Source organism: Methylobacterium sp. GXS13, from assembly GCF_001455965.1.
In the GTDB taxonomy this organism is placed as follows: Bacteria; Pseudomonadota; Alphaproteobacteria; order Rhizobiales; family Beijerinckiaceae; genus Methylobacterium.
The window spans coordinates 110,765-136,943 of record NZ_LKKO01000091.1 but is presented as its reverse complement, the minus strand read 5'-3'; the positions used below and the strand labels follow the sequence as shown (position 1 = coordinate 136,943).

At 69.5% G+C, this 26,179-nt stretch carries 21 protein-coding genes and 2 pseudogenes; 16 read left to right on the top strand and 7 right to left on the bottom strand.

All coding sequences use genetic code 11. The features are described 5' to 3' along the window. The 7 genes and pseudogenes from AO398_RS26190 to AO398_RS26160 all read left to right on the top strand — a co-directional run. Positions 1-1,048, top strand: a 1,048-nt coding sequence (locus tag AO398_RS26190) for an efflux RND transporter periplasmic adaptor subunit (RefSeq protein WP_058195081.1), incomplete at its 5' end; no start/stop codon positions are given. Positions 1,049-1,066: 18 nt separating this feature from the next. Continuing rightward, positions 1,067-4,237, top strand: a complete 3,171-nt coding sequence (locus AO398_RS26185) for a multidrug efflux RND transporter permease subunit (RefSeq protein ID WP_058195079.1) — start codon at positions 1,067-1,069, stop codon at positions 4,235-4,237. A 488-nt stretch (positions 4,238-4,725) separates the two neighbouring features. Continuing rightward, the gene (locus AO398_RS26180; protein ID WP_058195078.1) at positions 4,726-6,342 is read left to right on the top strand and encodes an ABC transporter substrate-binding protein; all 1,617 of its coding nucleotides are present in this window, start codon (positions 4,726-4,728) and stop codon (positions 6,340-6,342) included. Between the two features lie 9 nt (positions 6,343-6,351). Further along, on the top strand, positions 6,352-7,329 hold the full coding sequence (locus AO398_RS26175; RefSeq protein WP_058195077.1) for an ABC transporter permease: 978 nt from the start codon (positions 6,352-6,354) through the stop codon (positions 7,327-7,329). 10 nt (positions 7,330-7,339) lie between these two features. After that, the gene (locus tag AO398_RS26170; protein ID WP_058195076.1) at positions 7,340-8,311 is read left to right on the top strand and encodes an ABC transporter permease; all 972 of its coding nucleotides are present in this window, start codon (positions 7,340-7,342) and stop codon (positions 8,309-8,311) included. After that, positions 8,308-9,270, top strand: a pseudogene (locus AO398_RS26165) (ABC transporter ATP-binding protein); the annotation flags it as partial. The gene AO398_RS26170 and the pseudogene AO398_RS26165, both read left to right, overlap by 4 nt. A 134-nt stretch (positions 9,271-9,404) precedes the next feature. Beyond that, complete coding sequence (locus AO398_RS26160; RefSeq protein WP_058195075.1) at positions 9,405-10,385, top strand: oligopeptide/dipeptide ABC transporter ATP-binding protein; 981 nt, start codon at positions 9,405-9,407, stop codon at positions 10,383-10,385. Between the two features lie 30 nt (positions 10,386-10,415). Here AO398_RS26160 and AO398_RS26155 read toward each other — a convergent pair whose 3' ends face one another. After that, a complete protein-coding gene (locus tag AO398_RS26155; protein WP_058195074.1) occupies positions 10,416-11,090 on the bottom strand; it encodes a Crp/Fnr family transcriptional regulator in 675 nt (224 codons plus the stop codon). Between the two features lie 185 nt (positions 11,091-11,275). Between AO398_RS26155 and AO398_RS26150 the strand changes: the two genes are divergently transcribed. From AO398_RS26150 to AO398_RS26140, 3 genes are read left to right on the top strand one after another with little or no spacing between them, the layout of a single operon-like run. Further along, positions 11,276-12,076, top strand: a complete 801-nt coding sequence (locus AO398_RS26150; RefSeq protein WP_058195073.1) for a pentapeptide repeat-containing protein — start codon at positions 11,276-11,278, stop codon at positions 12,074-12,076. A 31-nt stretch (positions 12,077-12,107) separates the two neighbouring features. Continuing rightward, complete coding sequence (locus tag AO398_RS26145) at positions 12,108-12,497, top strand: thioredoxin family protein (protein ID WP_058195072.1); 390 nt, start codon at positions 12,108-12,110, stop codon at positions 12,495-12,497. A 9-nt stretch (positions 12,498-12,506) separates the two neighbouring features. Continuing rightward, entirely contained in the window at positions 12,507-13,226 is a 720-nt protein-coding gene (locus AO398_RS26140; protein WP_058195071.1) for a cytochrome c biogenesis protein CcdA, read from the top strand. A gap of 211 nt (positions 13,227-13,437) precedes the next feature. On the opposite strand, the gene AO398_RS26135 is transcribed toward AO398_RS26140, so the two are convergent. After that, positions 13,438-13,878 carry an MEKHLA domain-containing protein gene (locus AO398_RS26135; RefSeq protein WP_058195070.1) on the bottom strand — a complete coding sequence of 147 codons (441 nt, stop codon included), beginning with the start codon at positions 13,876-13,878 and terminating at the stop codon, positions 13,438-13,440. A gap of 136 nt (positions 13,879-14,014) precedes the next feature. Beyond that, entirely contained in the window at positions 14,015-15,202 is a 1,188-nt protein-coding gene (locus tag AO398_RS26130) for an L-dopachrome tautomerase-related protein (RefSeq protein WP_082643452.1), read from the bottom strand. 717 nt (positions 15,203-15,919) lie between these two features. Here AO398_RS26130 and AO398_RS26125 point away from each other — a divergent pair. Beyond that, on the top strand, positions 15,920-16,627 hold the full coding sequence (locus AO398_RS26125) for a ParA family protein (protein WP_058195068.1): 708 nt from the start codon (positions 15,920-15,922) through the stop codon (positions 16,625-16,627). On the opposite strand, the gene AO398_RS26120 is transcribed toward AO398_RS26125, so the two are convergent. Beyond that, positions 16,618-18,003: a M20/M25/M40 family metallo-hydrolase gene (locus AO398_RS26120; protein WP_058195067.1), complete on the bottom strand. Its 1,386-nt coding sequence runs from the start codon at positions 18,001-18,003 to the stop codon at positions 16,618-16,620. The genes AO398_RS26125 and AO398_RS26120 overlap by 10 nt on opposite strands. A 234-nt stretch (positions 18,004-18,237) precedes the next feature. Between AO398_RS26120 and AO398_RS26115 the strand changes: the two genes are divergently transcribed. The 5 genes and pseudogenes from AO398_RS26115 to AO398_RS29200 all read left to right on the top strand — a co-directional run bounded on the left by AO398_RS26115 (position 18,238) and on the right by AO398_RS29200 (position 22,816). Further along, a complete protein-coding gene (locus tag AO398_RS26115) occupies positions 18,238-18,762 on the top strand; it encodes a (2Fe-2S)-binding protein (RefSeq protein ID WP_058195066.1) in 525 nt (174 codons plus the stop codon). Continuing rightward, positions 18,759-19,766 carry a xanthine dehydrogenase family protein subunit M gene (locus tag AO398_RS26110; RefSeq protein WP_058195065.1) on the top strand — a complete coding sequence of 336 codons (1,008 nt, stop codon included), beginning with the start codon at positions 18,759-18,761 and terminating at the stop codon, positions 19,764-19,766. The genes AO398_RS26115 and AO398_RS26110 overlap by 4 nt, the downstream gene beginning before the upstream one ends. Positions 19,767-19,774: 8 nt before the next feature. Continuing rightward, positions 19,775-22,027, top strand: a complete 2,253-nt coding sequence (locus tag AO398_RS26105; RefSeq protein WP_058195064.1) for a xanthine dehydrogenase family protein molybdopterin-binding subunit — start codon at positions 19,775-19,777, stop codon at positions 22,025-22,027. A gap of 108 nt (positions 22,028-22,135) precedes the next feature. Further along, positions 22,136-22,575: pseudogene (locus tag AO398_RS26100) on the top strand (EamA family transporter). A gap of 85 nt (positions 22,576-22,660) precedes the next feature. After that, positions 22,661-22,816 carry a hypothetical protein gene (locus AO398_RS29200; protein WP_201025841.1) on the top strand — a complete coding sequence of 52 codons (156 nt, stop codon included), beginning with the start codon at positions 22,661-22,663 and terminating at the stop codon, positions 22,814-22,816. A 9-nt stretch (positions 22,817-22,825) separates the two neighbouring features. Here the strand turns inward: AO398_RS29200 and AO398_RS26095 are convergent, their stop codons facing one another. The 3 genes from AO398_RS26095 to AO398_RS26085 all read right to left on the bottom strand — a co-directional run bounded on the left by AO398_RS26095 (position 22,826) and on the right by AO398_RS26085 (position 26,023). After that, positions 22,826-23,506: a glutathione S-transferase family protein gene (locus AO398_RS26095; protein WP_058195063.1), complete on the bottom strand. Its 681-nt coding sequence runs from the start codon at positions 23,504-23,506 to the stop codon at positions 22,826-22,828. Between the two features lie 172 nt (positions 23,507-23,678). Next, on the bottom strand, positions 23,679-25,091 hold the full coding sequence (locus AO398_RS26090; protein WP_244498896.1) for a M48 family metalloprotease: 1,413 nt from the start codon (positions 25,089-25,091) through the stop codon (positions 23,679-23,681). A gap of 80 nt (positions 25,092-25,171) precedes the next feature. Then, the gene (locus AO398_RS26085) at positions 25,172-26,023 is read right to left on the bottom strand and encodes a thermonuclease family protein (RefSeq protein WP_058195108.1); all 852 of its coding nucleotides are present in this window, start codon (positions 26,021-26,023) and stop codon (positions 25,172-25,174) included. Between the last annotated feature and the right edge of the window lie 156 nt (positions 26,024-26,179).

Genomic DNA, 26,179 nt, shown 5'->3' with positions numbered 1-26,179 from the left:
CAAGCGCCTGTTCGAGCAGGGCAGCCAGGTCAAGGAAGGCGACATCCTCTACAAGATCGACCCGGCCCCCTACCACGTTGAGCTGGCGAGCGCCGAGGCCGCGCTCGCCCGCCAGGAGGCCGCCCTGGTGCTGGCCCGTCAGCAGGCCGACCGGCTCGAGCAGCTGCTGACTCGGGCCACCGCCAGCCAGGCCCAGTACGACGCCGCCTTCGCGGGTAAGAAGCAGGCGGAGGCCGAGGTCGCCGGCGCCAAGGCGGCCCGGGACCGGGCGCAGCTCAACCTCGGCTGGACCGACGTGCGCGCGCCGATCACCGGCCGGATCGGCCGGGCGCTGCTCACCGAGGGAACCCTGATCGAGCCGGGCTCCACGGGCGCGCTGGCCACGATCCAGCAGCTCGACCCGATCTATGTCGACATCACCCAGTCGGTGGGCGAGCTGAACCGCCTGCGCCGGGATCTGGCCAGCGGCGAGCTCGCCCGGCTGGAGGACAACACCGCCAACGTCCACCTGATCATGGACGACAATTCCCTCTACCCGCTGGCCGGCCGCCTGCTGTTCTCGGACGTCACCGCCGATCCGAGCACCGGCCAGGTGACCCTGCGGGTGCAGTTCCCCAACCCGCATGACGAGCTATTCCCGGGCATGTATGTCCGCGCCCGGATCAAGCAGGGCATCGATTCCGACGCGATCGCGGTGCCGCAGCAGGCGATCCAGCGCACCGAGGACGGCCGCGCCGAGGTCTGGCTGGTCCGGGCCGACGACACGGTGATGCGCCAGCCCGTCGAGGTCGGGCCGGTGGTCGGGCAGAACTGGCTGATCCGCGACGGGCTCAAGGCCGGCGAGCGGGTCATCGTCGACGGCGTCCAGAAGATCACGGCGGGCGTGAAGGTGAAGCCCGTGGACCAGACCCCGCTCCACGGCGAGGAGAGCCCGAAGCACGACGCGGACGAGGCCCCCGACGCTCCGGGCGGACAGACGCCCGGCGCCCCGAACCCCGGCGACAAGGCGCAGGCCGCGCCGCGCGCCGCCGCGGTCAACCGCCACTGAGCCCCGGGGACCACGCGCATGGCACGCTTCTTCATCGACCGCCCGGTCTTCGCCTGGGTGGTGGCTTTGTTCATCTGCCTGGGCGGCGCCCTGGCGATCCCGAACCTGCCGATCGCGCAGTATCCGGTGATCGCCCCGCCGCAGATCGCCCTGTCCACGGCCTATCCCGGCGCCTCGGTGGACAGCCTCTATGTCGGCACCACCCGGCTCATCGAGGATGAGCTGAACGGCGCGGCCGACATCATGAACTTCGAGTCGACCACCGACTCGTTCGGCTCGGTCAACATCACCGCGACCTTCCTGCCCGGCACCGCGCCGGCGCTGGCCTCCGTGGAGGTGCAGAACCGGCTGAAACGCGTGGAGGCCCGCCTGCCCGCGGAGGTGCGCCAGCAGGGCATCCTGGTGGAGGAGGCCTCGGCCGCGACCCTCAACATCATCACCCTGATCTCCAAGGACGGGTCGATGGACGAGGTGGGGCTGGGCGACTTCCTGATCCGCAACGTCATCAACGAGATCCGGCGCATCCCCGGGGTCGGGCGGGCGACGCTCTACTCCACGGAGCGCTCGCTCCGGGTCTGGGTCGATCCCGACAAGCTGCGCGGCCTGTCGCTCAGCGCCGAGGACGTGACCGGGGCGATCCGCAACCAGAACATCCAGGTCGCCTCCGGCTCGGTCGGCGCGCAGCCGAGCCCGACCAAGCAAGCGGTCACGGTGCCGATCATCGTGAAGGGCCAGCTCGGCACCATCGAGGATTTCGGCGCCATCGTGCTGCGGGCCAATCCGGACGGCTCGAACGTGCGCCTGCGGGACGTCGCCCGGATCGAACTCGGCGGCGACGCCTACCAGTTCTCCACCCGGCTGAACGGCGGCCCGGCCGCCGGCATCTCGGTGACGCTGGCCCCCGACGGCAACGCGCTCGAGACCGCCAAGGCGATCCGCGCCAAGATGGTGGAGCTGTCGCAGTTCTTCCCGCCGGACCTGAAGTGGGACATCCCGTACGACATCACCCCGGCCGTCGAGGCCTCGATCGAGAAGGTGCTGCACACCTTGGTCGAGGCGGTGGTGCTGGTCTTCCTGGTGATGTTCCTGTTCCTGCAGAACATCCGCTACACCCTTATCCCCACCATCGTGGTGCCGATCGCCCTCATGGGCACGGTCACGGTGATGTGGATCTCCGGCTTCTCGGTGAACGTGCTCACCATGTTCGGCATGGTGCTGGCCATCGGCATCCTGGTCGACGACGCCATCGTGGTGGTGGAGAACGTCGAGCGGATCATGAACGAGGAGGGCCTGCCGCCCAAGGAGGCCACCAAGAAGGCCATGGAGCAGATCACCGGGGCGATCATCGGCATCACCCTGGTGCTGATGGCGGTGTTCATCCCGATGGCGTTCTTCCCCGGCTCGGTGGGCATCATCTACCGGCAGTTCTCGATCGCCATGGTGACCTCCATCGCGTTCTCGGCGCTGCTCGCCCTGTCGCTGACCCCGGCGCTCTGCGCGACCTTCCTGAAGCCGGTGGCCAAGGGCCACGGCCACGCCAAGGGCGGCGTGTTCGGGATGTTCAACCGCTTCGTCGACCGCGAGACCGCCCGCTACGGCCGCGGCGTCGCGGGGTTCATCCGCAAGTCCGGCCGGGTGATGCTGATCTACCTCGCCCTGGTGGCGGGCACCGCCTACGCCTTCATCAACCTGCCGGAGGGCTTCCTGCCGGTGGAGGACCAGGGCTTCTTCACGGTCGACATCCAGACGCCGCCCGGCGCCTCCTACAACCGCACCCAGGAAGCCAACCGCAAGGTCGAGGAGTACCTGCTGGCGCAGCCGGGCGTCGCCACCGTGACGATGCTCAACGGCTTCTCGTTCTCCGGCCAGGCCCCGAGCACCAGCCAGGCCTTCGTGACCCTCAAGCCCTGGAGCGCGCGCGACGCCAAGAACTCGGCCGCCGCCCTGGTGGCCGGCACCAACGCGGCGCTCAGCACCTACCGCGACGCCACCGTGGACGCCCAGGAACCGCCGCCGGTGGACAACCTCGGCAACGCCGCCGGCTTCTCGTTCCGCCTCCAGGACCGGGCGAATCGCGGTTACGCGGCCCTGCTCTCGGCCCAGGACCAGCTGCTCAAGCTCGCGCAGGCGAGCCCGATCCTGCAGAAGGTGAAGATCGAGGGCCTGCCGCCGACCCCGCAGGCGGAGCTGGTCGTCGACCGTGAGAAGGCGGCAGCGCTCGGCGTCAAGTTCGAGGACATCAACGCCACGATCCAGCTCAACCTCGGCTCGGTCTACACCAACGACTTCCCCAACCGGGGCAAGATGCAGCGCGTCTACGTCCAGGCCGAGCAGCTCCAGCGCATGAACGCGTCGGACATCCTCAACTACGCGGTGAAGAACGCCGGCGGCACCATGGTGCCGATGTCGTCCTTCGCCGAGCTGAAGTGGGGCATGGGGCCGAGCCAGATCGTCGGCTTCAACGGCTACCAGTCGGTGCGCATCACCGGCGAGCCCAATCCCGGCTACACCTCGGGCGACGCGATCGCCGAGATGGAGCGGCTGATGCTGCAGCTGCCCAAGGGCTTCGGCTATGCCTGGACCGGGCAGTCGTTCCAGGAGAAGCAGGCGGGCAGCCAGGCCAGCCTGCTGCTGGCGCTCTCGGTGCTGATCGTGTTCCTGTGCCTGGCCGCGCTCTACGAGAGCTGGGCGATCCCGGTCTCGGTGCTGCTGGTGATCCCGCTCGGCGTGATCGGCGCGGTGGCGGCCGTCTATCTGCGCGGCATGCCCAACGACGTGTACTTCAAGATCGGCCTGATCACGATCATCGGCCTGTCGGCCAAGAACGCGATCCTGATCGTGGAGTTCGCCAAGGACCTCTGGAAGCCCGGGACCTCGGTGGTGCGGGCCGCGATCGAGGCCTCGACGCTCCGGTTCCGGCCGATCGTGATGACCTCGCTCGCCTTCATCTTCGGCGTGGTGCCGCTGGCCATCGCCACCGGCGCCGCCTCGAAGAGCCAGCAGGCGATCGGCACCGGCGTGATGGGCGGCATGATCACCGCGACCGTGCTGGCGGTGTTCTTCGTCCCGGTCTTCTTCGTGGTGGTGATGCGCCTGTTCCGGCGCAAAGCCGTGGCGGACGGAGAGCGCGGGGAGGGCGCGGACGAGGCCGTGCCGCATCAACCGCACCACGCGGCGGCGGCCGAGTAGGATCGGAAGCAAGCGCCTGAACCGCGACGCGTTTTCCCTCCCCCCCTCTGCGGGGGAGGGTGGCCCCCGAAGGGGGTCGGGAGAGGGGAGCGACGGTGCAGAACAGGGCTTTGCCCGTCATGCCGGTCGCGCCCTTTGCTGAACCCGGGTTCCCCTCTTGCGGGACTTCGTCCCGGCCCGACCCGGCCTGACGGCCGGCCCACCCTCCCCCGCAGCGGGGGGAGGGAGGCGCGCTTGGTGGTAGCCTTGCCCCTCATCCGGCAGCGATGTGTGGACATCATAGCGCAGAGGGAGGCGGGCGCGCGCCATCTGACCGCGATCCAGAAACACCGCAGCCCGCCAGTCCCGCATTTTGCATACAAATGGTCCGAACCTTGCTGTGGGTGTGTGGCCGGCGCGGTTTGCTCGCGCGCGGCACTCGGCCTAGTCTCAACCCCTGCGCTGGTGGTGGCGGCCTGCCATCAACTTCCACGGTTCCGGAGATCCGCTTGTCCCGTTCGACCCTGAAGATCCTCGCCCGCGGCGTGGCCGCAGGCGCGGTCGCGACCTTCGCGCTGTCGGCTCTGCCCGCGCAGGCCGCCAACGTGTTCCGCTTCGCGTTCCAGGGCGATCTGAAGTCGCTGGATCCCTACTCCCTCAAGGAGAGCTTCACCGAAGGCATGCAGCAGGCGGCCTACGAGGCGCTCGTCACCCTCGACAAGAACCTGAAATTCGCCCCCGGACTCGCCGAGTCCTGGGAGACGCCGGAGCCGACCCGGTGGCGCTTCCACCTGCGCAAGAACGTGAAGTTCCACGACGGATCGCCCTTCACCGCCGACGACGTGCTGTTCTCCGCTCAGCGCGTTCGGGCCTCGGGCTCGAACTTCACCACCAACGTCCCGGCGGACGCCGAATTCGTGAAGGTCGACGACTACACCGTCGACATGGTGCTGAAGAAGCCGAACCCCATCGCCATCGCCCAGTTCCCGACCTGGCTGATCATGTCGAAGAGCTGGTCGGAGAAGAACGGCGCCGCCCAGCCGACTCCAGCCAACGCCACCAGCCCGAGCTACGCCACCCTGCACGAGAACGGCACCGGCCCGTTCGTGATCGCCGAGCATCAACCCGGCGTGAAGACCGTGTTCAAGAAGTTCGACGGCTACTGGGGCAAGGCCGAATCGAACCTCGACGAGGCGGTGCTGACCACGATCGCCAACCCGGCGACCCGCGTCGCCGCGCTCCTGTCCGGCGAGGTCGATTGGATCGATCCCGTGCCGCTGCAGGACCAGCAGCGGGTCAATGCCAGCGGCACCGCCATCGTGATGGCCGGCCCGGAGCTGCGCACGGTCTTCCTCGGCATGGATCAGGACCGGGACGAGCTGAAGGATTCGAGCGTCAAGGGCAAGAACCCGTTCAAGGACATCAAGGTGCGCGAGGCGTTCTACCTCGCCATCGACGAGGAGACGATCGCCAAGCGCGTGATGCGCGGCCAGGCGGTGCCCTCTGCCCTGATGATCGCCCCGAGCCTGTACGACCGCGGGGGCGAGTTCAAGCGCCCGGCCACCGACCTCAAGAAGGCCAAGGAGCTGATGGCCCAGGCCGGCTACCCGGACGGGTTCTCGCTGACCATGGATTGCCCCAACGACCGCTACGTCAACGACGAGGCGATCTGCCAGGCCGTGGTCTCGATGCTCGCCCGCATCAACGTCAAGGTGAACCTGAACGCCCAGCCCAAGGCCAAGTACTTCGCCAAGGTGCTGGCGCCGAATTACGACACCTCGTTCTACCTGCTCGGCTGGACGCCATCGTCGCTGGACAGCCACAACATCCTCTACGAGATCGTCGGCTGCCGGAAGCCCGGCGACAAGTCCGGTCGGGGGAGCTGGAACCTGGCGGGGTACTGCGACCCGAAGATCGATGAGATCGCCGACAAGGTCGAGGGCGAGACCGACAAGACCAAGCGCGACGCCTTGATCAAGGAGGGCTTCGACACCCTGAACGGCGACTGGGGCTACATCCCGCTGCACCAGCAGGCCCTGGCCTGGGGTGTCTCCAAGAAGGTCCACCTGACCCAGCGCGCCGACAATCTGCTCCTGCTCTACTGGGTCTCGAAAGACCCGCAGTAGGCGCCGGGCGTGCTCGCCTTCCTGCTGCGCCGGGTGATGCAGGCGGCCGCGGTGCTCGCGGTCGTCGGTCTCATCGCGTTCTCGATGTTCCGGTTCGCGGGCGACCCCGTGAACCAGATCGTCGGGCCCGACACCCCCGCCTCCGAGCGGGCCGAGATCCGCAAGAGCCTCGGCCTCGACGATCCGGTGCTGGTCCAGTTCGCCCGCTATGCCGGCGACGTGGTGCGGGGCCGGCTCGGGATCTCGTACCAGTTCCGCCAGCCGGTCTCGCAGCTGCTGGCCGAGCGCATGCCGGCGACCCTGGAGCTCGCCTTCTGCGCCACGGTCTTCGCCCTGGTGGTCGGCGTCCTGATGGGGGTCTTCTGCGCGCTGCGCCGGGATTCCTGGCTCGCCGGCCTGTTCCAGGCGGTCTCGCTGATCGGCATCAGCCTGCCGACCTTCCTGATCGGCATCCTGCTGATCTACCTGTTCTCGGTGACGCTGGGCTGGCTGCCCTCCTACGGGCGCGGCGACACGGTGCGGCTCGGCTGGTGGACCACCGGCTTCCTGACCTGGTCCGGCCTGAAGGCGCTGATCCTGCCCTCCGTCACGCTGGGCCTGTTCCAGATGACGCTGATCATGCGGCTGGTGCGCGCCGAGATGCTGGAGGTGCTGCGCACCGACTACATCCGCTTCGCCCGGGCGCGGGGACTCTCCACCCGCGCCGTCCACCTGCGCCACGCGCTCAAGAACACCCTCGTGCCGGTGATCACCATCGCCGGGCTCCAGCTCGGCTCGGTCATCGCCTTCTCGATCATCACCGAGACGGTGTTCCAGTGGCCCGGCATGGGCCTGCTGTTCGTCCAGGCCGTGCAGAACGTCGATATCCCGATCATGTCCGCCTACCTGCTGCTCGTCGCGCTGATCTTCGTGACCATCAATCTCGTGGTCGACATCCTCTACACCGTGGTCGATCCGCGCCTGCGGCTGTCCTCGGCGACGGCATGAGGGCCGGTTGATGAGCGGACGCGATATCGACGCCGGCGATGCCCCGCCGGTCCCGCTGCAGGCGGCGACGCCGGGCCGGCTCGCGCGCTGGCGCGATTCCGACCTGGTCGCCAGCTTCCTGCGTTCCAAGACGGCCATGGTGGCGCTGGTCGCCACGATCCTGATGGTCGGGCTCGCGGTGGCGGCCCCCCTGATCTCGCCCCAGAACCCCTACGACCCGGCCCAGCTCGACCTGATCAACTCCAACCTGCCGCCGATCTGGCAGGCGGACGGGCAGGCGCCGTTCTACCTCGGCACCGACGACCAGGGCCGGGACGTGCTCTCGGCGGTGCTCTATGGCCTGCGCCTCTCGCTGATCGTCGGGGTGCTCGGGGTGATCACCTCCGGCGTGCTCGGCATCGCTCTGGGATTGGTTGCCGGCTACGCGGGCGGCGCCCTCGACACGCTGATCATGCGGATCGCCGATGTGCAGCTCACCTTCCCGGCAATCCTGATCGCCCTGGTGGTGGACGGGGTCGCCCGCGCCAGCTTCGGCGGCGCGCTGGATGTCGGGCCGCTGATCGGGCTGATCGTGATCTCGATCGGCCTGTCGTTCTGGGTGCAGTACGCCCGCACCGTGCGCTCCTCGGTGATGGTCGAGAAGGGCAAGGACTACGTCCAGGCCGCCCGGCTGATCGGCCTGACGCCCCCGGTGATCCTGGTGCGCCACGTGCTGCCGAACGTCACCGGCCCAGTCTTCGTCATCGCCACGATCAACCTGGCGCTGGCGATCATCACCGAGGCGACCCTGTCGTTCCTCGGCACCGGCCTGCCCGAGACCATGCCGTCGCTCGGCACCCTGATCCGCACCGGCAACCGGTTCCTGTTCTCCGGTGAGTGGTGGATCGTCGCCTTCCCGGGCCTGGCGCTGGCCGGCCTCGTCATCGCCATCAACCTCCTGGGGGATTGGCTGCGCGACGCCCTCAATCCGAAGCTGCAATGACCGAAACCATCCTCTCCGTGCGCGACCTCACGGTCACGTTCGACACCCGCCGCGGGCCGCTCACCGCCATCGACCGGGTCTCGTTCGACATCGGCCGGGGCGAGATCCTGGGCGTCGTCGGCGAATCCGGGGCCGGCAAGTCGGTCACCGGCTCGGCGGTGATCGGGCTGATCGATCGCCCCGGCCGGATCAGCGGCGGCGCGATCCATCTGCGCGGCGAGCGGATCGATACCCTGTCCCCCGAGGCGATGCGGCGGGTGCGGGGCCGCCGGATCGGCATGATCTTCCAGGACCCGCTGACCTCCCTGGACCCGCTGTTCCGGGTCGGCGACCAGATCGTCGAGACCCTGCGCGCCCATACCGACCTGTCGGCGAAGGCGGCGCGCACCCGGGCGATCGACCTGCTCGCCGAGGTCGGCATCCCGGCCCCCGAGCGGCGGATCGACGGCTATCCGCACGAATTCTCCGGCGGCATGCGCCAGCGCGTGGTGATCGCGCTGGCGCTCGCCGCCGAGCCGGAGCTGATCATCGCCGACGAGCCGACCACAGCGCTGGACGTCTCGGTCCAGGCCCAGATCATCACCCTGCTCAAGCGCCTGTGCCGGGAGCACGGCACCGCGGTGATGCTCGTGACCCACGACATGGGCGTGATCGCCGAGGCCGCCGACCGGGTCGCCGTGATGTATGCCGGGCGGGTGGCCGAGATCGGCCCGGTGGCCGCCGTAGTGCGCGAACCCCATCACCCCTACGCGGTCGGCCTGATGGGTGCGATCCCGACCCTCTCGCAGGAGGCCGACCGGCTCAGCCAGATCCCCGGCTCGATGCCCCGGCTCACCGCCATCCCGAAGGGCTGCGCCTTCAACCCGCGCTGCCCGAAGGTTTTTTCGCGATGCCGCGTCGAGCGGCCCGAGCCGATTCTGGTGGGCGCGAGCCGCGTCGCCTGCCACCTGTATGATTCGGACGCCACCCCTAGCCCCTCCCCCTCGCGGGGAGGGGCTAGGGGTGGGGGTGGTGCAGACGGCACCGTCACGCTCGATCCTGCACCACCCCCACCCTCGATCCCTCCCCGCAAGGGGGAGGGAAGAATCGCGCGATGACCGCCTATGTCGAGGTCACCGACCTGCGCCGCCTGTTCGATGTCTCAAAACCCTGGCTCAACCGGGTGATCGAGCGCGAGCCCCGCCGGTTCCTCACGGCGGTGGACCGGGTCGGCTTCACCATCGCCAAGGGCGAGACCTTCGCGATCGTCGGCGAATCCGGCTCCGGCAAGTCGACGGTGGCCCGGATGGTGGTCGGCCTGCTGCCGCCCTCGGCCGGCGAGGTCCGCATCACCGGCATCTCGATGACCGACCCCCGGGAGGCGGCTGCAAGGCGGCGCCTGCGCTCGCGGATCCAGATGATCTTCCAGGATCCCTACGCGTCGATGAACCCGCGCTGGCGCGTGGGCAAGATCATCGCGGAGCCGATCCGGGCGTTCAACCTGATCCAGGGGGAGGGGGCGATCCGCGCCCGGGTCGGCGAGCTGCTCGGCCTCGTCGGCCTCCACCCGGACGATTCCAGAAAGTACCCGCACGAATTCTCCGGCGGCCAGCGGCAGCGGGTCGCCATCGCCCGGGCGCTCGCCAGCCAGGCGGAGTTCCTGGTGGGCGACGAGCCGACCTCGGCGCTCGACGTCTCGGTGCAGGCGCAGATCCTGAACCTGATGCGCGACCTGCAGGACCGGCTCGGGCTGACCTACCTGTTCATCTCCCACAACCTCGCCGTGGTCCGCCACATGGCGACCCGGGTGGGGGTGATGTATCTCGGCCGCCTGGTCGAGGTCGCGGCCGCAAAGGATCTGTTCGCCCGCCCGCGCCATCCCTACACGCGGATGCTGCTCGACGCGGTGCCCGACCTCGCCCATGTCGGCCGCGCCCGGGTGCCGGTCTCCGGCGAGATCCCGAACCCGATCGACCCGCCCCCCGGCTGCACCTTCAACCCGCGCTGCCCGCTGGCGAACGACCGCTGCCGCGCGGAGGTGCCGGCCCTGCTGGACGGCGTCGCCTGCCACGCGGTGCAGGAGGGACGGGCCTGAGCGGTCCGGATCGGAGGCGTGCGCCGCGCCTCACCGCCGACCAGCGGCGATCAAGCTGGCGCGGTCGACGATCTCGACCGCGCCGCGCCGGAGCTCGATCAGGCCGGCTTCGGCCCATTGCGCCAGGATGCGGCTCACCACCTCGCGCACGCTGCCGATGTCGTCGGCGAGCGTCTGATGGGTCACGGCAACGACACCCCGCGGATCGGCTTCGGCCAGGAGCCGCTGGGCGAGGCGCTGCTTCAGCGGGGCGAACGCGACCGCATCGATGAGCGTGAACAGGCCGGACATCAGCCGCGTGTAGTCGTCCATGACGAAGCTGCGAAACGCGGCGCTGTCGCCCATCAGGTGTTGGAACGTGCCCACCGGCAGGGCCGCGAGCTCGGTCCGCTCCTCGGCGATGCTCTGGGCCGGGAAGGTGCCGCCGGACAGGAGGCATTGCGTGGTGAGGGCACAGGTGCCGCCCGGGCCGACCTTGTAGATCAGCACCTCGCGGCCATTCTCCGACATGCGGAAGATGCGCGTGCGCCCCTCCAGGCACATCAGGTAGTTCGCGCATTCGCCATCCAGCTCGTAAGCAATGGCGCCGGCCTCCAGCACCGGGAATTGCACGGTTCCCCGAGCGAGCTGCAGATGCGCCGGGCTGAGGGCCTGGATGAGCGGAAATCGGTCGATCCAGCGCTCGACCTTCTGCGCGTCCGTCATGTCTGGCGTCGCCTTCCGGCCGTGACGACGGGCTGATCGTCCGGCTCGCGTTGCGTTTTTCTCCCGCCGCGCCGGACTTGTGTGACCTGGGTCACCGACCGGGTGCAGCAACTCGGCATAGCATCGTGACACAACGAACACGATACGGGCGCCGGCCCTGCACGGCACCCGATGGGAGTGAACCGATGCGCCGCCTCGCCCTGAGCTTCATGCTGGCCGCCCTCGCCGCCGGCCCCGCCGCTGCTGAGCAGGATCTGCTGCTTGGCGCTGACATGGCCTCGCCGGCGATGACCAAAGCCGAGATGAGCCGCGCCGACGTCGAGGCGCTGATCAAGACCGCCGACGGCAAGCCGATCGACCTGCACGACAAGGCGCTGTCCGGCCTCGACCTGTCGGGGTTGAACCTCCGCGGTGCCAATCTGCGGACGGCGCGGCTGAACAAGACCAACCTGCGCGGTGCCGATCTCAGCGGGGCGAATCTCGAACAGGCTTGGTTCCTGAAGGCCGACCTGTCCGGCGCCAAGCTCGCGGACACGAAGATGTTCGGGATCACCGCCCGCGACGCCAACCTCACCGGCGCCGATCTCAGCCGCTCCATGCCGATCGGCGATTTCAAGGGCGCCAATATGAGCGGGGCGACACTGGTCGATCTGAAGGGCGGCGCCGATATCAAGAACCAATCCATGGGCCTGATGCGGGCGGTGTTCACCTCGGTGAACCTTGCGGGCGCGAACCTGAAGGGGGCCAATCTCGGCCGGTCGCGACTGGAATACGCCGACCTCAAGGATGCCGACCTGACCAACGTGGTGCTGATGGGCTCGGACCTGTCCGGGGCGAACCTCACCGGCGCCACGGTCGCGGGCGCGGACTTCAAGAACGTCGATGTCAGCGGCGCCCGGCTGATCGATCTCAAGGGGCAGGACAGCGCCAAGGACTGGTCGGGCCGTGTCAACGTCGACCGCGCCATCACCCAGGCGTCCAACTGACCATCACGCACGCACACGGAGAGATGCGCCCATGACCGCCCGCCACATCCTGTTCGCCGCCTTCGCCTCCGCCCCCCTGCTGTTCGGCACCGGCGCGATCGCCGCCGAGAAGACCTATACGCCCGCCGCCTTCGAGGCGGCCCAGAAGGCCGGCAAGCCGATCCTCGTCCACATCACCGCCCCCTGGTGCACGACCTGTGCCGCGCAGAAACCCATCCTGGCGAAGCTGGAGGCCGAGCTTAGGTTCAAGGACCTCCAGGTGTTCGACGTCGATTTCGACAGCCGCAAGGACGTGGTGAAGCAGTTCGGCGCCACGATGCAGAGCACGCTCATCACCTACAGGGGCACCCAGGAGACCGGACGCTCGGCCGGCGAGACCAAGCCCGAGGCGATCGCGTCGCTGCTCGACAAGGCGATCTGAGGCTCCGCCATGGTCACGAGCTTCGGCCTCGCGTTCCTGGCCGGCATCCTTTCGGTGCTGTCCCCCTGCGTGCTGCCGCTGCTGCCGCTGGTGCTGGGCGCGGCAGCCTCGGAACACAGGCTCGGCCCGGCGGCGCTCGCCGCCGGCCTCGCCCTGTCCTTCGTGGTCATCGGCTTGTTCGTGGCCACCGTGGGGTTCGCCATGGGTCTCGACGCCGGCGTGTTCCGGATCGGCGCGGCTGTCATGCTGATCCTGATCGGTCTGGTCCTGATCGTCCCGGCAGCCCAGACGCGGCTGGCCGTGGCGGCAGGGCCGGTGAGCAACTGGACCGAGAGTCGGTTCGGCGGGTTCTCGACCGCTGGGTTGCTGGGGCAATTCGGCGTCGGTGTGCTGCTCGGGGCGGTGTGGAGCCCGTGCGTCGGCCCGACCCTCGGCGCAGCCTCGCTGCTCGCCTCTCAGGGACGCGACCTCGGGACTGTCGCGTTGACCATGCTGCTGTTCGGCCTCGGCGCGGCCCTGCCGCTCCTCCTGCTCGGCACGCTGTCGCGCGAGGTGCTCATGCGCTGGCGCGACCGGATGATGGGCCTGGGCAAGGGGCTGAAGGCGGCCCTCGGCCTGATCCTCGTGGCCACGGGGCTGATGATCGCGACGGGCTACGACAAGGTCGCGGAGACCGCCCTGGTCAACGCCTCGCCGGATTGGCTGACCGCTCTGACCACGCGCCTCTGAAGCCGATCGTTGGCCCCGACCCGACGCACATCCGAACGCCCGGTTTCGGGCCAAAGGCGAACCGGCTGAAAGCCGCCGATTCCGGCGTGCCGCCCTGTTTCTTCGGTCGCCTGGAAGCGGCCCTTCCGCCCTTCGGCTCGGACGGCAAGCGGACGTCAGTGCGCGTCGCAGATCATCACGCGCGCGCCCGGGAGCGGACGCATCTTGCCCCTCACGCGTCGCGCCACGCGGAAAATGTCGCCGCCTGGCCCACACTCACGCCGTCGCGGTCGAGCTGCCAGACCACCGCCTGCTCGATCCAGAAGCGCCGGCCGCCCTTGGCGATCCGCAGGCCCCGGTAGCCGCGGGTGAAGCCGTCGCGGACCACGGCGTCGAGGAGCCGCTGCCGCTCGGCGCGCTGGCGCTGGTCGGCGGAGAGCCGGGACGGCAGGCCGACCAGCTCGTCCCGCCCGTAGCCGAAGCAGGCCTGCGCGGCCCGGTTGGCGTAGACGAAGCGCGGGTCCGCGCCGCCATCATGGGCCAGGACCACGAAGGGCGCCTGTTCGTAGAGCCAAACCGCGTCCGCCCCTTCAGGCACCAGCGCCGCGCCGAGGCGGCGCCGGTGGCTGCCGGTGAGGACGGCGAAGAAGTCGGGATCGCGCGAGAGGTCCATCGCGGCCGTCCGGAATGCGCTGCTCCGCAAGCATCAGCCCGAACGGGGGTTTCCGGCGTTCGGACAGCGATGATGCGAAACCGAGGATCCAGCGCATACCCGGTCCTGCACCGATCGGCGCGTGCCGAACTTCACCCTACAGCACCGGATCCGCGTCGATGCGCATGCGCAGGATCGCGTAGGGCCTCTCCTGCAGGTCCTGGCCGCGGTTGAATTCCGGCCGGCGGTTGACCTGGGCGCTCGAGATGTAGAGCCAGCGGTCCGGGGTGATCCAGAACGTGTCGGCCCAGATCAGGCGGTCATCCGCGGCCAGCACCTCGACGGTGCCGTCCGGTCGGCGCCGGCCGGCGGCGTTGTGCTCCTGCAGGCTGAGATAGATCCGGTCCTGCGAATCCGTGGTCAGGCCGCCAGTCATGCCCTTCTCGCCGAGGTCCTGGACCTTGGCGGCGAGATCCGCATCCGACACCTTCGGATCGAGGAGCGCGGCGGTCTCCACCGCGTAGAGGCGCCGGCTCATCAGTGGTGCGTAGTACAGGCGGCTTCCGTCCGGGCTGATCGCGATGCCGTTGGCGCCGCCCTTGGGGCTCTTGGCCGGGGTCTCGCCCTTCTGCTCCATCACCGGCCGCAGCTCCACGAACTTGACCAGGCCCTCCTGCGTGGCCGTGCTTGGATGATCGGCGAGCCGCCGTGTCACCCGCCCGCTGGCGAGGTCGACCGCCAGGATCGCCCCCTGGCCGCCCTGGCCCTGGTCGGTGATGTAGGCCAGCGCCCGGCCGTCCCGGATGTCGACCCGCAGGTCGTTCAGGGAGGAATCCGCGACCATGCCGGCATCGAGCGGGATCACCCGGCGGATCCTGTCCTGGGTGATGTCGATCTCTACGAGCTTGGCGGCCCCCGGCACCGGCTTGCCCTTGCCCTCGGGCAGGCCGGAATCGAGGATCCAGAACGCGTCGTTGCGGTCGAACACGCCGTTGGGCACGTGGAACAGGGTCGCCTGCGGGTCCTTCGGATCGGGCATGTTGGTCCGGGCGTCCGGGTAGGGCTTCACCGAGCCGTCGGGGAGCACCTCGCCGAGCGTCACCGGCTCCGATCCGGTGAAGCGCGGCATCATCACGAACATCCGGCCGCCCCGGGCGATCGCCAGGCCGGTGGGCGTCGACGGGGCGTCCGCAGCCATCGCCAGCTCCAGAGCCCCGGCGGGGCGGCTGGTCGGGGGCGCGCGGCGCGACGACCGCGCGGGGGCGGGTGATGGTTCCGCCTGGGCCGATCCGGCCGCGAGGGCGACGAGGCCCGATCCGATCAGGCGGCGGCGGTCGAGGGACATGCGGATCCTGGGGCGGAGATGGGCGGTCGGCGGCCCGCCTCCGCCGCTTCCGGCGGATCGAGGGGCCGTCCGAGCCGCAGGGTCGGGAATACCGGCCCAACGCGCGGCGGGGGCGGGTGATCCCGCATCCTGCCGGCCACGATACGATCCTGCCTCCGGCGCATGCGTGGGGTCGCGGATCCCGGGGAGTCCGGATCTGCCGACCGATGCCTAGACCGGTGACGTCTGCGGCATTGTTTGTATTCGCATGCGCGACGTTATTTTCGCAAGTGATTGTCCGATTCGGATATGGCATTTCAAATTTTAATATGAAACTGTATGTATTTATGGGATTGATGACTTTCTTGTTAGGCGCGCGTTAAGGTCGAAAAAGTATCAATCGCGGCATCGTTCGGATTCAGGGGCCGCAAACATACGATCTGCATGACACCATTCGCTCAGGGTGGTCCTGGGGGTTGGTGGCGGCCCGTAAGATCTGATCGTGTGGTTCGGATGCTCAGGACGGCTTCTGACTAAGCCGCGCGTCGGCCTCCGGTGTTCATGATGTCATCGTCATGATAGCTGGGCTACGGTCGCCACGGCGGAGGCCGCGCGCGGGCGATTCACCGGAACGGGCCCGCGGGACGGGGCCTCACGCGCAACACGGGACCGGACGGCCGTCTTCCGGCACTGCGGCGATCGCGGGGACCGGGCCCGAGATCGACAGGTAGGAGAGGCATGGATCCCCAAGGATCCGGACACGAGCCGGAGGCCGCGTCGCGCGGGAACGTCAAACCGCCGCGGATCCTCGCGGTGGCGGTGCAGAAGGGCGGCACCGGCAAGACCACGCTGGCCGCCTCGCTCGCCGTCGCGGCGGCGGAAGCCGGCGAGCGCGTGACCGCCCTCGATCTCGACCCGCAGGCCTCGCTCGCCGGCTGGGGCGCCCTGCGCCGGAGCGACGCCGTCGCGGTGGACCGGATCCAGCCCTGGGAGATCGCCCAGCTGCCGGAGATCCTCGACATCCTCGCCCAGCAGGGCACGACCCTGGTCGCGCTCGACACCGCCGGCAGCGCGGCCGGGCTGGCGCCGGCGCTCAAGGATGCGGATTTCGTGCTGATGCCGGTGCGGCCCTCGCGCCTCGACATCGTGGCGGCGCGTCCGACCCTCCAGGCCCTGGTCGGCCTCGGCCTGCGCGACCGGCTCGCCCTGGTGCTAAACCAGTGGACGCCGCCGCCCTCGCCGCGGACCAGCGCCTACGCCGCGCAGTTGCGGGCGCTGGGCGTGCTGGCCGAGCCCGGCATCATCCACCGGGTCGACCATCAGGACGCCCTGGCGACCGGGCTCGGCGTCACGGAATACGCGCCCGTGAGCCTCGCCGCGGAGGAGATCCGAGCCCTGTGGGCTTGGATCGACGCGAAGATGCGGACGTCCGACGCTCAGCCCTGACCGAGCGCCGTGAGGATCCGCGCCCAGGAGCGCGTGCCCTTGTGGAAGCTCGTCAGGTCGTACTTCTCGTTGGGCGAGTGGATGCGGTCGTCGTCGAGCCCGAAGCCGATCAGCAGCGTGTCGCGGTTCAGGAGCCGCTTGAAGTCGCCGACGATCGGGATCGAGCCGCCGGCCCCCACGGTCACGGCCGGCACGCCCCATTCCTCGGCGAGCGCCGCCTTGGCGGCCCCGAGCTGCGGCATGTCGAAGGGGAGGCTGATCGCCCGCGAGCCCTTGTAGGTGATCACCTCGACCGTGCAGTCGGACGGGATGCGCGCGCGCACGAAGGCCTCGAACCGTTCGGCCAGCACCTTCGGGTCCTGGTCGTCCACGAGGCGGAACGAGATCTTGGCCGAGGCGGTCGACGCGATCACCGTCTTGGTGCCCTCGCCGGTATAGCCGCCGATGATGCCGTTGGCGTCGCAGGACGGGCGCGACTGCACCAGCTCGATCGGCATCCGCCCGCGCTCGCCCGCGGGCTCCTTCAGGCCGATCGGCCCGAGCAGGGTCTCGGGCGTCAGGCCCAGGCCGCGCCACTGCTCCAGCACCTCGGGCGGGCGCTCGTGCACACCGTCGTAGAAGCCCGGGATCGTCACCCGGCCGTCGTCATCGTGCAGGTCGGCGATGATCTTCGACAGCACGTGGATCGGGTTGCGGGCGGCGCCGCCGAAGAAGCCCGAATGCAGGTCACGGTCGGCGCAGGTGACCTTCACCTCGAAATACGCGAGCCCGCGCAACGACGACGTGATGGCCGGCGTGCGCCGGTCCCACATGCCGGTGTCGCACACCAGCACCACGTCGCAACCGAGCTTGTCGCGATTGGCCGCGACCCATTCGGGCAGCCCCTGCGAGCCGCTTTCTTCAGCGCCCTCGATCAGGATAGTGACGCCGCAGGGCAATTCGCCATTCATCGCGATATGCGCCCGGCACGCCTCCACGAAGGTCATGACCTGGCCCTTGTCGTCGGAAGACCCGCGCCCGACGATGGTCTTGCGGCCGTCCGCGTCGGAGGCGATGCGCGGCTCGAAGGGCGGCGTCGTCCAGAGGTCAAGCGGATCGACCGGCTGCACGTCGTAATGGCCGTAGAACAGGACGTGCGGCGCGCCGGGCTTCGGCTTGGTCGCGAGCACCACCGGGTGCAGCGAGGTGTCCTCCACGGAGGTCTCGAAGCCGAGCGCCGTCAGGTCCTGGGCGAGCCACGCGGCGGCGGCCCGGCAATCGCCGGCATGGGCCGGCTCGGTCGAGATCGACGGGATGCGCAGGAAGGCGAACAGCCGCTCCAGGGCGTTCTCCAGGTCCGTGTCGATGTCATTCAGAATCGCGTCGAGCGCGGCCATCGGGGGCTCCGGGGTGCGGCGTGGCTTTGGGTGAATCCAGCGTTACCCGAGGCGGTGCGGGTGCGGCAACGCCCGCATCGGCCGCCCCTGAGACCGATCGTCCTCGGAACAGGCGCAGATTGGAATGGTTATCGAGAGAACCGTCTGGCTGACGCGCCTGTCGCTCCGTCGCCGCACCCAGACCGATCCGTTCCCCGCCCGGATTCGTGGCGGCCCCAGACCTTGGACCAGTCCATGCTCCTCGAACACAGTCCGCCGGTGCGGGCCGATACCGGCCTCGCCATCACCCTGACGATCAACGGGCAGCGTCGCGAACTCCAGGTCACGCCCTGGACCACGCTGCTCGATCTCCTGCGTGAGAAGCTCGACCTCACGGGCACCAAGAAGGGCTGCGACCACGGCCAGTGCGGCGCCTGTACGGTGCTGGTCAACGGCACCCGGGTGAATGCCTGCCTGACGCTGGCGGTGATGAAGGACGGCGCCGAGATCACCACGGTCGAGGGGCTGGTCGCCTTCGTCGACCGGGGCGGCAGCAACGCGCTGCATCCGATCCAGGAAGCGTTCATCGAGCACGACGCCTTCCAGTGCGGCTACTGCACGCCGGGCCAGCTCTGCTCCTCGGTCGGCCTGATGAACGAGGGCCACGCCCACAGCCGTGAGGAGATCCGGGAGGCGATGAGCGGCAACATCTGCCGCTGCGGCGCCTACACCAACATCGTTGACGCCATCGAGGACGTGATGCAGGGAGCCGCCCGATGAACCGCTTCGACTATGTCCGCGCCGGCACGGTGGCGGAGGCGGTCCAGGCCTACGGGGCGGGCGCGCGGTTCATCGCGGGTGGCACCAACCTGATCGACCTGATGAAGTACGACGTCGAGAAGCCGGGTCGGCTGATCGACATCACCCGCTTGCCCCTCGACGGCATCGAGGCGCATGAAGGCGGCCTGCGACTGGGGGCGCTCGCGACCAACGCCAAGGTCGCCTACGACGATCGCGTCGCCGCGCAGTATCCGCTGCTGCGCAACGCCATCCTGGCCGGCGCCTCGGCGCAGCTGCGCAACGCCGCTTCCACGGGCGGCAACCTGCTGCAGCGGACCCGCTGCTACTATTTTTACGACACGGCCACGCCCTGCAACAAGCGTGAGCCCGGCACCGGCTGCCCGGCGATCGGCGGCGTCAACCGCATCCACGCGATCTTCGGCGCCAGCGAAGCCTGCATCGCCACCCACCCGTCCGACATGTGCATCGCCCTGGCGGCGCTCGAGGCGACGGTCCGGGTGAGCGGGCCGCAGGGCGAGCGGACGATCCCGTTCGCGGATTTCCACCGGCTGCCGGGCGATAGCCCTGAGATCGACACCAACCTCGCCGCCGGCGAGATCATCGTCTCGGTCGATCTGCCCGAGAGCAAGTTCCCGCAGCACTACACCTACCTGAAGCTGCGCGACCGGCTGTCCTACGCCTTCGCGCTGGTTTCGGTGGCGGCCGGCATCGAACTCGACGGCGACACGATCAAGACCGCCCGGCTGGCGCTCGGCGGCGTCGCCCACAAGCCCTGGCGCAACCGTGAGGCCGAGGCGCTGCTGGAGGGCAAGCCCGCCACCCGCGAGAGCTTCCAGCAGGCGGCCGACCTCATCGTCTCCGAGGCCAAGCCGCAATCGGCCAACGGCTTCAAGATCGACCTCGCCCGGCGCGCCATCGTGCGCGGCCTCGAACAGGCCGCTGCCGGCACGCCCCAGTCGCTCAGCGACAAGCGCATCCAGTAGGCACCCCGATGACCCAGACCTTCAGCTCCACCGGCCACGACACCTTCGTCGGCAGCCCGCGCAGCCGCATCGACGGACCCGCCAAGGTCACCGGCCTCGCCAAATACGCCAGCGAGTTCGCTGCCCCCGACCTCGCCTACGGCTACGTCGTGTCGAGCGCCATCGCCAAGGGGCGGATCGCAGCGATCGACTCGGCCGAAGCCGAGGCGGTGCCCGGCGTTCTCAAGGTGATCACCCACGAGAACCGGCCGCGCACCGCGTGGCGGGACAAGAACTTCCAAGACGCGGTGGCGCCCCCCGGCTCGCCGTTCCGCGCCCTCTATGACGACCTGATCGTCTATAGCGGCCAGCCCGTCGCCCTGGTGGTGGCCGAGGATTTCGAGACCGCCCGCTACGCCGCCTCGCTGATCCAGGTCCGCTACGAGGCCCAGGAACCCGTCACCGATCTCAAGGCCGCACGCGGTGACGCCTACGATCCGCCCGAGAAGCGCGGGGGCATCAAGCCGCCGCCGGAGCCGTGGGGTGACGCCGACCAAGCCTTCGGCAGCGCGCCGATCCGCGTGCAGGGCGCCTACACGCTGGCCAACGAGCACCACAACCCGATGGAGCCCCATGCCACCACGGTGGTGGTGGAAGAGGACGGGACCTACACGGTCTACGACAAGATCCAGGGTGTTTCGAACAGCCACCAGTATCTCGCCAACGTGTTCGGCCTGAAGCCCGATCAGGTGCGGGTGCTCAACCCCTATCTCGGCGGTGGCTTCGGCTCCGGCCTGCGCCCGCAATACCAGGCCTTCCTGGCGATGCTGGCCGCCCAGGAGCTGAAGCGCTCGGTCCGGGTCACCCTGACCCGCGACCAGATGTGGTCGTTCACCTACCGGGGCGAGGCGCTGCAGACTGTCTCCCTCAGCGCCGAGGCGGACGGCACCCTGACCGCGCTCCGGCACGACGCCGTGCAGGGCACCTCCCATTACGAGGATTACCAGGAGGTCATCGTCAACTGGTCGGGGGTGCTCTACCGCTGCGATAACGTCGCCCTGACCTACCGGATCGCCAAGCTCGACACCGCCACCCCGGGCGACATGCGCGCGCCCGGCGCCGTCACCGGCGTCTTCGCCATCGAGACCGCGATGGACGAACTCGCCTATGCGACCGGGATGGACCCGATCGCGTTGCGGCTGAAGAACTACGCGGAGTCGGACGCCACCGCCGAGGGCAAGCCGTTCGGCTCCAAGGAGCTGAAGGCCTGTTTTACCCAAGGCGCCGAGCGCTTCGGCTGGTCCAAGCGCAGCCCCGAGCCCCGCTCCATGCGCGAGGGCCGCGAGCTGGTCGGCTGGGGCGTCGCCACCGGCGTCTGGGAATCGATGATGATGCAGTCGAACGCCATCGCGACGCTCACCGCCGATGGCCGGCTGACGGTGGGCAATTCCACCGGCGACATCGGCACCGGCACCTACACGATCCTGACCCAGATCGCCGCCGACACTCTGGGCCTGCCCATGGAGTCGGTGACCACCAAGCTCGGCGACACGCGCTTGCCCGAGGCACCTGTTGCCGGCGGATCCTGGACGGCGGCCTCTTCCGGCACCGCCGTGATGAAGGCCTGCCGCAACGTCGGCGAGCAGGTGTTCAAGCTGGCCCGTGGGCTGGAGAACTCGCCCCTCGCCAATGTCGATGTCGACCGCGCCGTCTTCGCTGACGGCCGCATCTCGGTGGCGGGTGATCCCAGCCGCAGCGTCTCGATGGTCGAGGTGATGCGGGCCGCCGGTGTCGACAAGGTCGAGGCGGTCGAGGAGGCTGGTCCCGATAAGGACTTCAACGAGACCTACCAGGCCTACACCCACGGGGCGATCTTCGTGGAGGTGAAGGTCGACGAGGAGCTGGGCCAGGTCCGGCTTACCCGGGTGGTCTCGGCGATCGCGGCCGGCAAGATCCTGAACCCGAAGACCGCGCGCAGTCAGATTCTGGGCGGCGTGGTGATGGGGATCGGCTCGGCGCTCGAAGAGGAGTCGATGCTCGACCACCGCTTCGGCCGGTTCATGAACCACAATCTCGGCGAGTATCATGTGCCGGTCCATGCCGACATCTACGACATCGACGTGATCTTCGTGGACGAGGAGGACAAGGCGAACCCGCTGGGCGTGAAGGGCCTGGGCGAGATCGGCATCGTCGGTACTGCCGCGGCGATCACCAACGCGGTGTTCCACGCCACCGGCAAGCGCGTCCGCGACCTCCCGATCACGATCGACAAGCTGCTGTGACGGGCGGCCGATGTTTCCCGTGAAACATCGGCTGCTCTCGGGACCGGAATATCGTTAGAGGAAGACCGTCACATGCACCGTGTGGCGGTCTTCCCGCGTCAGCCTCCTCTGAATCACCCTCTGCAATCCTGGCGCTTTTGGGCCCTCTCCGCCGCCGGCTGCGCGGCGCTGACCGCGATCCACGTCAAGGTCGGGGTTGCAAGCGTCCAGTCGGATGTCGCAGGCTCCGTGCGAACCCTGATGACCGTCGCTTTTGCGGGGGCAATCGTGGTCGGCTCCGGCCAGACCGGGGGGCTCGTGCAGATCTCCGGCCGCAGCCCGGTCTCCCTGATCCTGTCGGGTCTCGCCACCGGGGCCTCGTAGCTGTGCTCCTTCTGAGCGCTGTCGCTCGGGGATGCCGCCCGGGTCGCGCCCTTGGACAAGCTCAGCGTGGTGCTGGGCGTGCTCCTCGGAACTAGCCTGCTCGGCGAGAGCCTGAGCCACGCGACCTGTGGGACGGCGCCGCGCTGATCGCCGCCGGAGCCGCCCTGGTCGCCTCGGGGTGGTGATCCTCACGCGATGGATGAGCGTTGGCGCACCGATCCGTTTACCGATCGGGCGCATCCTGCGGGTCTCTTGCGAAGGAGACCACCCATGGAATCGGTCTATCGCGGTTTCGAGACCTCGCTGCTCGGTCTCGCCTTCTGCCTTGGCCTGGGCGCCTGCCTCACGCTCGGCACGCCGCCGGCGTCGGGCAACGGGCTTGCCGTCACCCTGCCGATGCTCTCCGTGACGCTCGGCGGTCCCTGAGCCGGCGCATCATGCGCCGCTTTGGGTCGCCCGGAACATGAAGCCGCGCGCCTCGTCGTCCATCTCGGCCTTGAAGGTGTGGCGGCCCTTCAGCGCCACCGCGGCCTGGGCGGCCGGACGGGCGTTGATCGCGTCGAGGAGGCGCTTGACGTTCGGCAGGGCGGCGAAGGCATCCTCGCCCAGCACGAACGGCACCATGCGGGCCCAGCCCCACACCGCCATGTCGACGATCGTGTAGGTCTCGCCCAGCACGAACGGACCGTCGGCGAGCCGCCGGTTCAGGATGTCCCAATGCCGGCGCGCCTCGAACGCGTAGCGCTCCTTGGCGTAGGCGCCGCCATCAGGGGCGAAGTGGCGGAAATGGACGCCCTGGCCGGAGAACGGCCCGATGCCGGTGGCGACGAACATCAGCCAGGACAGCATCTCGCCCCGCACCCGCTCACCCTCGGGCAGGAACTGGCCGGTCTTGCCCGCGAGGTAGAGCAGGATCGCGTTCGAATCGAACACCGTCACGTCGCCGTCGACGATGGTCGGCACCTTCGCGTTCGGGTTGAGGGCCATGTAGGCGGGATCGAACTGCTCGCCCTTGCGCGGATCCACCGGCACCGGCTCGTAGGGAAGGCCCATCTCCTCCAAGCAGAGGGCGACCTTCATCGGGTTGGGGCTCAGATTGTAGTAAAATCGAATCACGGCGCTCTCCCTGCCGCATCGCCCCGAACGGGGCGACCGGCTCTCGGAAACAGGTGATGCTCGTCAAGCGCTTCGCTCACCGCTCCGGATGCCGGATCCGGGGCGCCGAGCGTGCGCCGCGGGACGGTCGTCCGAGGGCCGCGCTTGTGCAAGCCGTCGTGAAGCGGGGCGGCTATTCCACAACGATCTTGTAGCTGCGGCCCGGCACCAGGGCGGCACCGCGCTCCAGGCCATTGAGCACGAGGAACCGGTCGAGGGCCCGGTCCGGCACCGCCATGCGGCGGGCCAGCTCCTCGGCGCTGGCCGCGCCGGCCTGGACCACCTGCAGCCGCAGGGGCCGCAGCACCGCCTCCTCGGGGGTGATCGCCCGCAGGCTCGCGACCCAGGGGCGGAAGGCCGGCTCGGGGTCGGTGGCGCCCTTGGCGGCCATGATCAGCCGGAAGGTCGCGTCGTCGATCCGGATCGCCGCGAGCCGGAAGGTCCAGTCCTTCCCGCGCGAGAGCGCGAAGGCCGCCGGGTGCCCGCCGATTTCGTGGGTCTCGAACCCGGCCGGGTCGAGGGCGTCGTTCCAGCTGCCCTTCAGGGCCGCGTCGAGGGGCTGGCCGTCCTTGGCCTCGATCTGGTCGAACAGCAGACGTCGGTTGCCGTCCGGGGTCGTGCCGAGCACCGCCGAGCGGGTGTTCTCCAGAACGAACCCGTCCGGCACGTCGAAGGCGATGCCGAGCCCGGGATGGACGAAGCGATGGCCGCGCACCGCGCCGTCGCGCGGGTTGTCGCCATACGGGAGCCCGTCCACCGCGCCGGGGTAGGCGGCGCGGTCGTCGGCGCCGATCCCCGGCGCCCCGATCCGGCGCGCCGCCCGGGTGACCTGGGTGACGCGCTCGACCGTGCCCGGATGGGTCGCCAGCATGTCGGGCTCGCCGGTGCCGCCGCTGCCGGCCTTCAGGTTGGTCGAGCGGTTGAGCGCGGTGAGGAAGCGGCCGGCCGCGAACGGATCGTAGCCGGCTTTGGCGAGGGTGCGCACCCCGGTGGCGTCCGCCTCCAGCTCCTGCTCCCGGGAGAACCGGGCCAGCGCGAAGCGCGATTGGTGCTGCAGCTGCGCACCGGTATCGGGATCGTTGAGCACGTCGGCCACCACGCGGCTCACCAGGGCCGAGCGCAGCTCCAGCTCGCTCCGGGCGGTGGCGTGATTCAGCGTCACGTGTGCCATCTCGTGGGCGAGCACGGCGGCCACCTCGGAGGTGTCGCTCGCCAGCGCCACCAGCCCGCGGGTGACGTAGAGCCGCCCGTTCGGCAACGCGAAGGCGTTGACCACAGGCGAATCGAGCAGCGTCACCGCGTAGGTCTGGTCCGGGCGCTCGCTGGCCTTCACCAGCCGGTCCGTCACCTCCGTGAGCATCCGCATCACGTTGGGCGCGCGCACTTCGCCCCCGAACGAGGCCACCAGCTTGAGATGGTCGGCATCGGCGGCGCGCTCGCGCCCGGTGGTGCGCGGCGCCTCGGCCGGGACCCGGACCACGGCCGGTGTCACCGGGCCCGCGGCTTGGTCGGCCACGCAGGCGCCGAGGGCGGCAGCCAGGAGCATGGCTCCGGCACAGGCCGATGCCCGGCCGCGCAAGCGCCGCTCCACCCCTTCAAATCCCTCCGTGATCCGGCCCATCGCGCTCAGCGCCGCAGCTCCCGTTCCCCCGTCGGCCCGGCCTCGCGCCGATCCGGCTCGCTCAGGATCTCGACCGCGTCGGCGTTGGCTTCCAGGGTCGGGCCGCGCCAGACCTCCAGGATGCCGCGGACCCGCACGCGCCGGCCTTCGAGCGAAGCCGCACTCAAACCACGGTCCCGCATCATTCGCCAAGTGCGTTTCGATACCATGACCGTGAGCCCGTCCTCGCCGCGACCAACGAAGTCGAGATAGGTGCGGGCGCTGCGCTCGCCGACATGGCGGATGCGCCCCTCCACGACGGCGAACCGGCCCTCCCGCGCCCGCAGTGCCGGGCCGTCGGTGGCCTGGAGCACGGAATCGCGCCACAGGCCGAGCCGCTTCTCCCGGGCGGTGTCTTCCACCGTACGCAGGGCCGGGCGGCAGAGCGAATCACGCTCGTTCGCATCTGCGAAGGCGAGCCCGGCCGCGATCAAGCCACCCGCGAGATCGATCCCGGTCTCCGCCACCTGAATGTCGGCCCGCTCCCGGCCCCAGCGGTCGGTTTGCCCCCGCGGGACGACGAACAGGCTGTCGCCCCGCCGGGCTTCGAGCCAGACGCGCGCCGCCTCTGCGGGCTCCGGGGTGTCCGGCCAAAGCAGGGAGTCCAGCACCACCCGGGCGCCGGAGGCGAGGCGGATCTCGCCGCGTAGACCGATCCCGTCGAGGGTCTCGGTGCGCGCCGGTCCCTGACGGCACTCGGCGGTGCCTGACGCGGCGTGGGCCGGCATCGCCGCGCCGAGGGCGACCAGCACCAGGGCCGTCGTCGCGCGGCCCGTCCGGTGTCGCCATTCCGCCGATCCGCCCTCTGGCTCGATCATCGCGTGCATCCCGGACGATCATGCCCCGGATCGGTCTCGCACGCATCGCGCAGTTGGCCTGTCCGGGTCTTGATGCTATGGGAATCGTGGTCGTCTCCGTAGCTCAGCTGGACAGAGCACAGGTTTCCTAAACGGTCACAATTGGGCGTCGCGCCG

What these genes read in the sequence shown, in the direction of transcription:
- AO398_RS26140 (WP_058195071.1), top strand. Translation starts at nt 12,507, where the DNA reads ATGGTCACGAGCTTCGGCCTCGCGTTCCTGGCCGGCATCCTTTCGGTG.
- AO398_RS26090 (WP_244498896.1), bottom strand. Translation starts at nt 25,091, where the DNA reads ATGCTCCTGGCTGCCGCCCTCGGCGCCTGCGTGGCCGACCAAGCCGCG.
- AO398_RS26170 (WP_058195076.1), top strand. Translation starts at nt 7,340, where the DNA reads ATGAGCGGACGCGATATCGACGCCGGCGATGCCCCGCCGGTCCCGCTG.
- AO398_RS26150 (WP_058195073.1), top strand. Translation starts at nt 11,276, where the DNA reads ATGCGCCGCCTCGCCCTGAGCTTCATGCTGGCCGCCCTCGCCGCCGGC.
- AO398_RS26105 (WP_058195064.1), top strand. Translation starts at nt 19,775, where the DNA reads ATGACCCAGACCTTCAGCTCCACCGGCCACGACACCTTCGTCGGCAGC.
- AO398_RS26125 (WP_058195068.1), top strand. Translation starts at nt 15,920, where the DNA reads ATGGATCCCCAAGGATCCGGACACGAGCCGGAGGCCGCGTCGCGCGGG.
- AO398_RS26145 (WP_058195072.1), top strand. Translation starts at nt 12,108, where the DNA reads ATGACCGCCCGCCACATCCTGTTCGCCGCCTTCGCCTCCGCCCCCCTG.
- AO398_RS26155 (WP_058195074.1), bottom strand. Translation starts at nt 11,090, where the DNA reads ATGACGGACGCGCAGAAGGTCGAGCGCTGGATCGACCGATTTCCGCTC.
- AO398_RS26160 (WP_058195075.1), top strand. Translation starts at nt 9,405, where the DNA reads ATGACCGCCTATGTCGAGGTCACCGACCTGCGCCGCCTGTTCGATGTC.
- AO398_RS26135 (WP_058195070.1), bottom strand. Translation starts at nt 13,878, where the DNA reads ATGGACCTCTCGCGCGATCCCGACTTCTTCGCCGTCCTCACCGGCAGC.
- AO398_RS29200 (WP_201025841.1), top strand. Translation starts at nt 22,661, where the DNA reads ATGGAATCGGTCTATCGCGGTTTCGAGACCTCGCTGCTCGGTCTCGCC.
- AO398_RS26185 (WP_058195079.1), top strand. Translation starts at nt 1,067, where the DNA reads ATGGCACGCTTCTTCATCGACCGCCCGGTCTTCGCCTGGGTGGTGGCT.
- AO398_RS26130 (WP_082643452.1), bottom strand. Translation starts at nt 15,202, where the DNA reads ATGTCCCTCGACCGCCGCCGCCTGATCGGATCGGGCCTCGTCGCCCTC.
- AO398_RS26115 (WP_058195066.1), top strand. Translation starts at nt 18,238, where the DNA reads ATGCTCCTCGAACACAGTCCGCCGGTGCGGGCCGATACCGGCCTCGCC.
- AO398_RS26120 (WP_058195067.1), bottom strand. Translation starts at nt 18,003, where the DNA reads ATGGCCGCGCTCGACGCGATTCTGAATGACATCGACACGGACCTGGAG.
- AO398_RS26110 (WP_058195065.1), top strand. Translation starts at nt 18,759, where the DNA reads ATGAACCGCTTCGACTATGTCCGCGCCGGCACGGTGGCGGAGGCGGTC.
- AO398_RS26085 (WP_058195108.1), bottom strand. Translation starts at nt 26,023, where the DNA reads ATGATCGAGCCAGAGGGCGGATCGGCGGAATGGCGACACCGGACGGGC.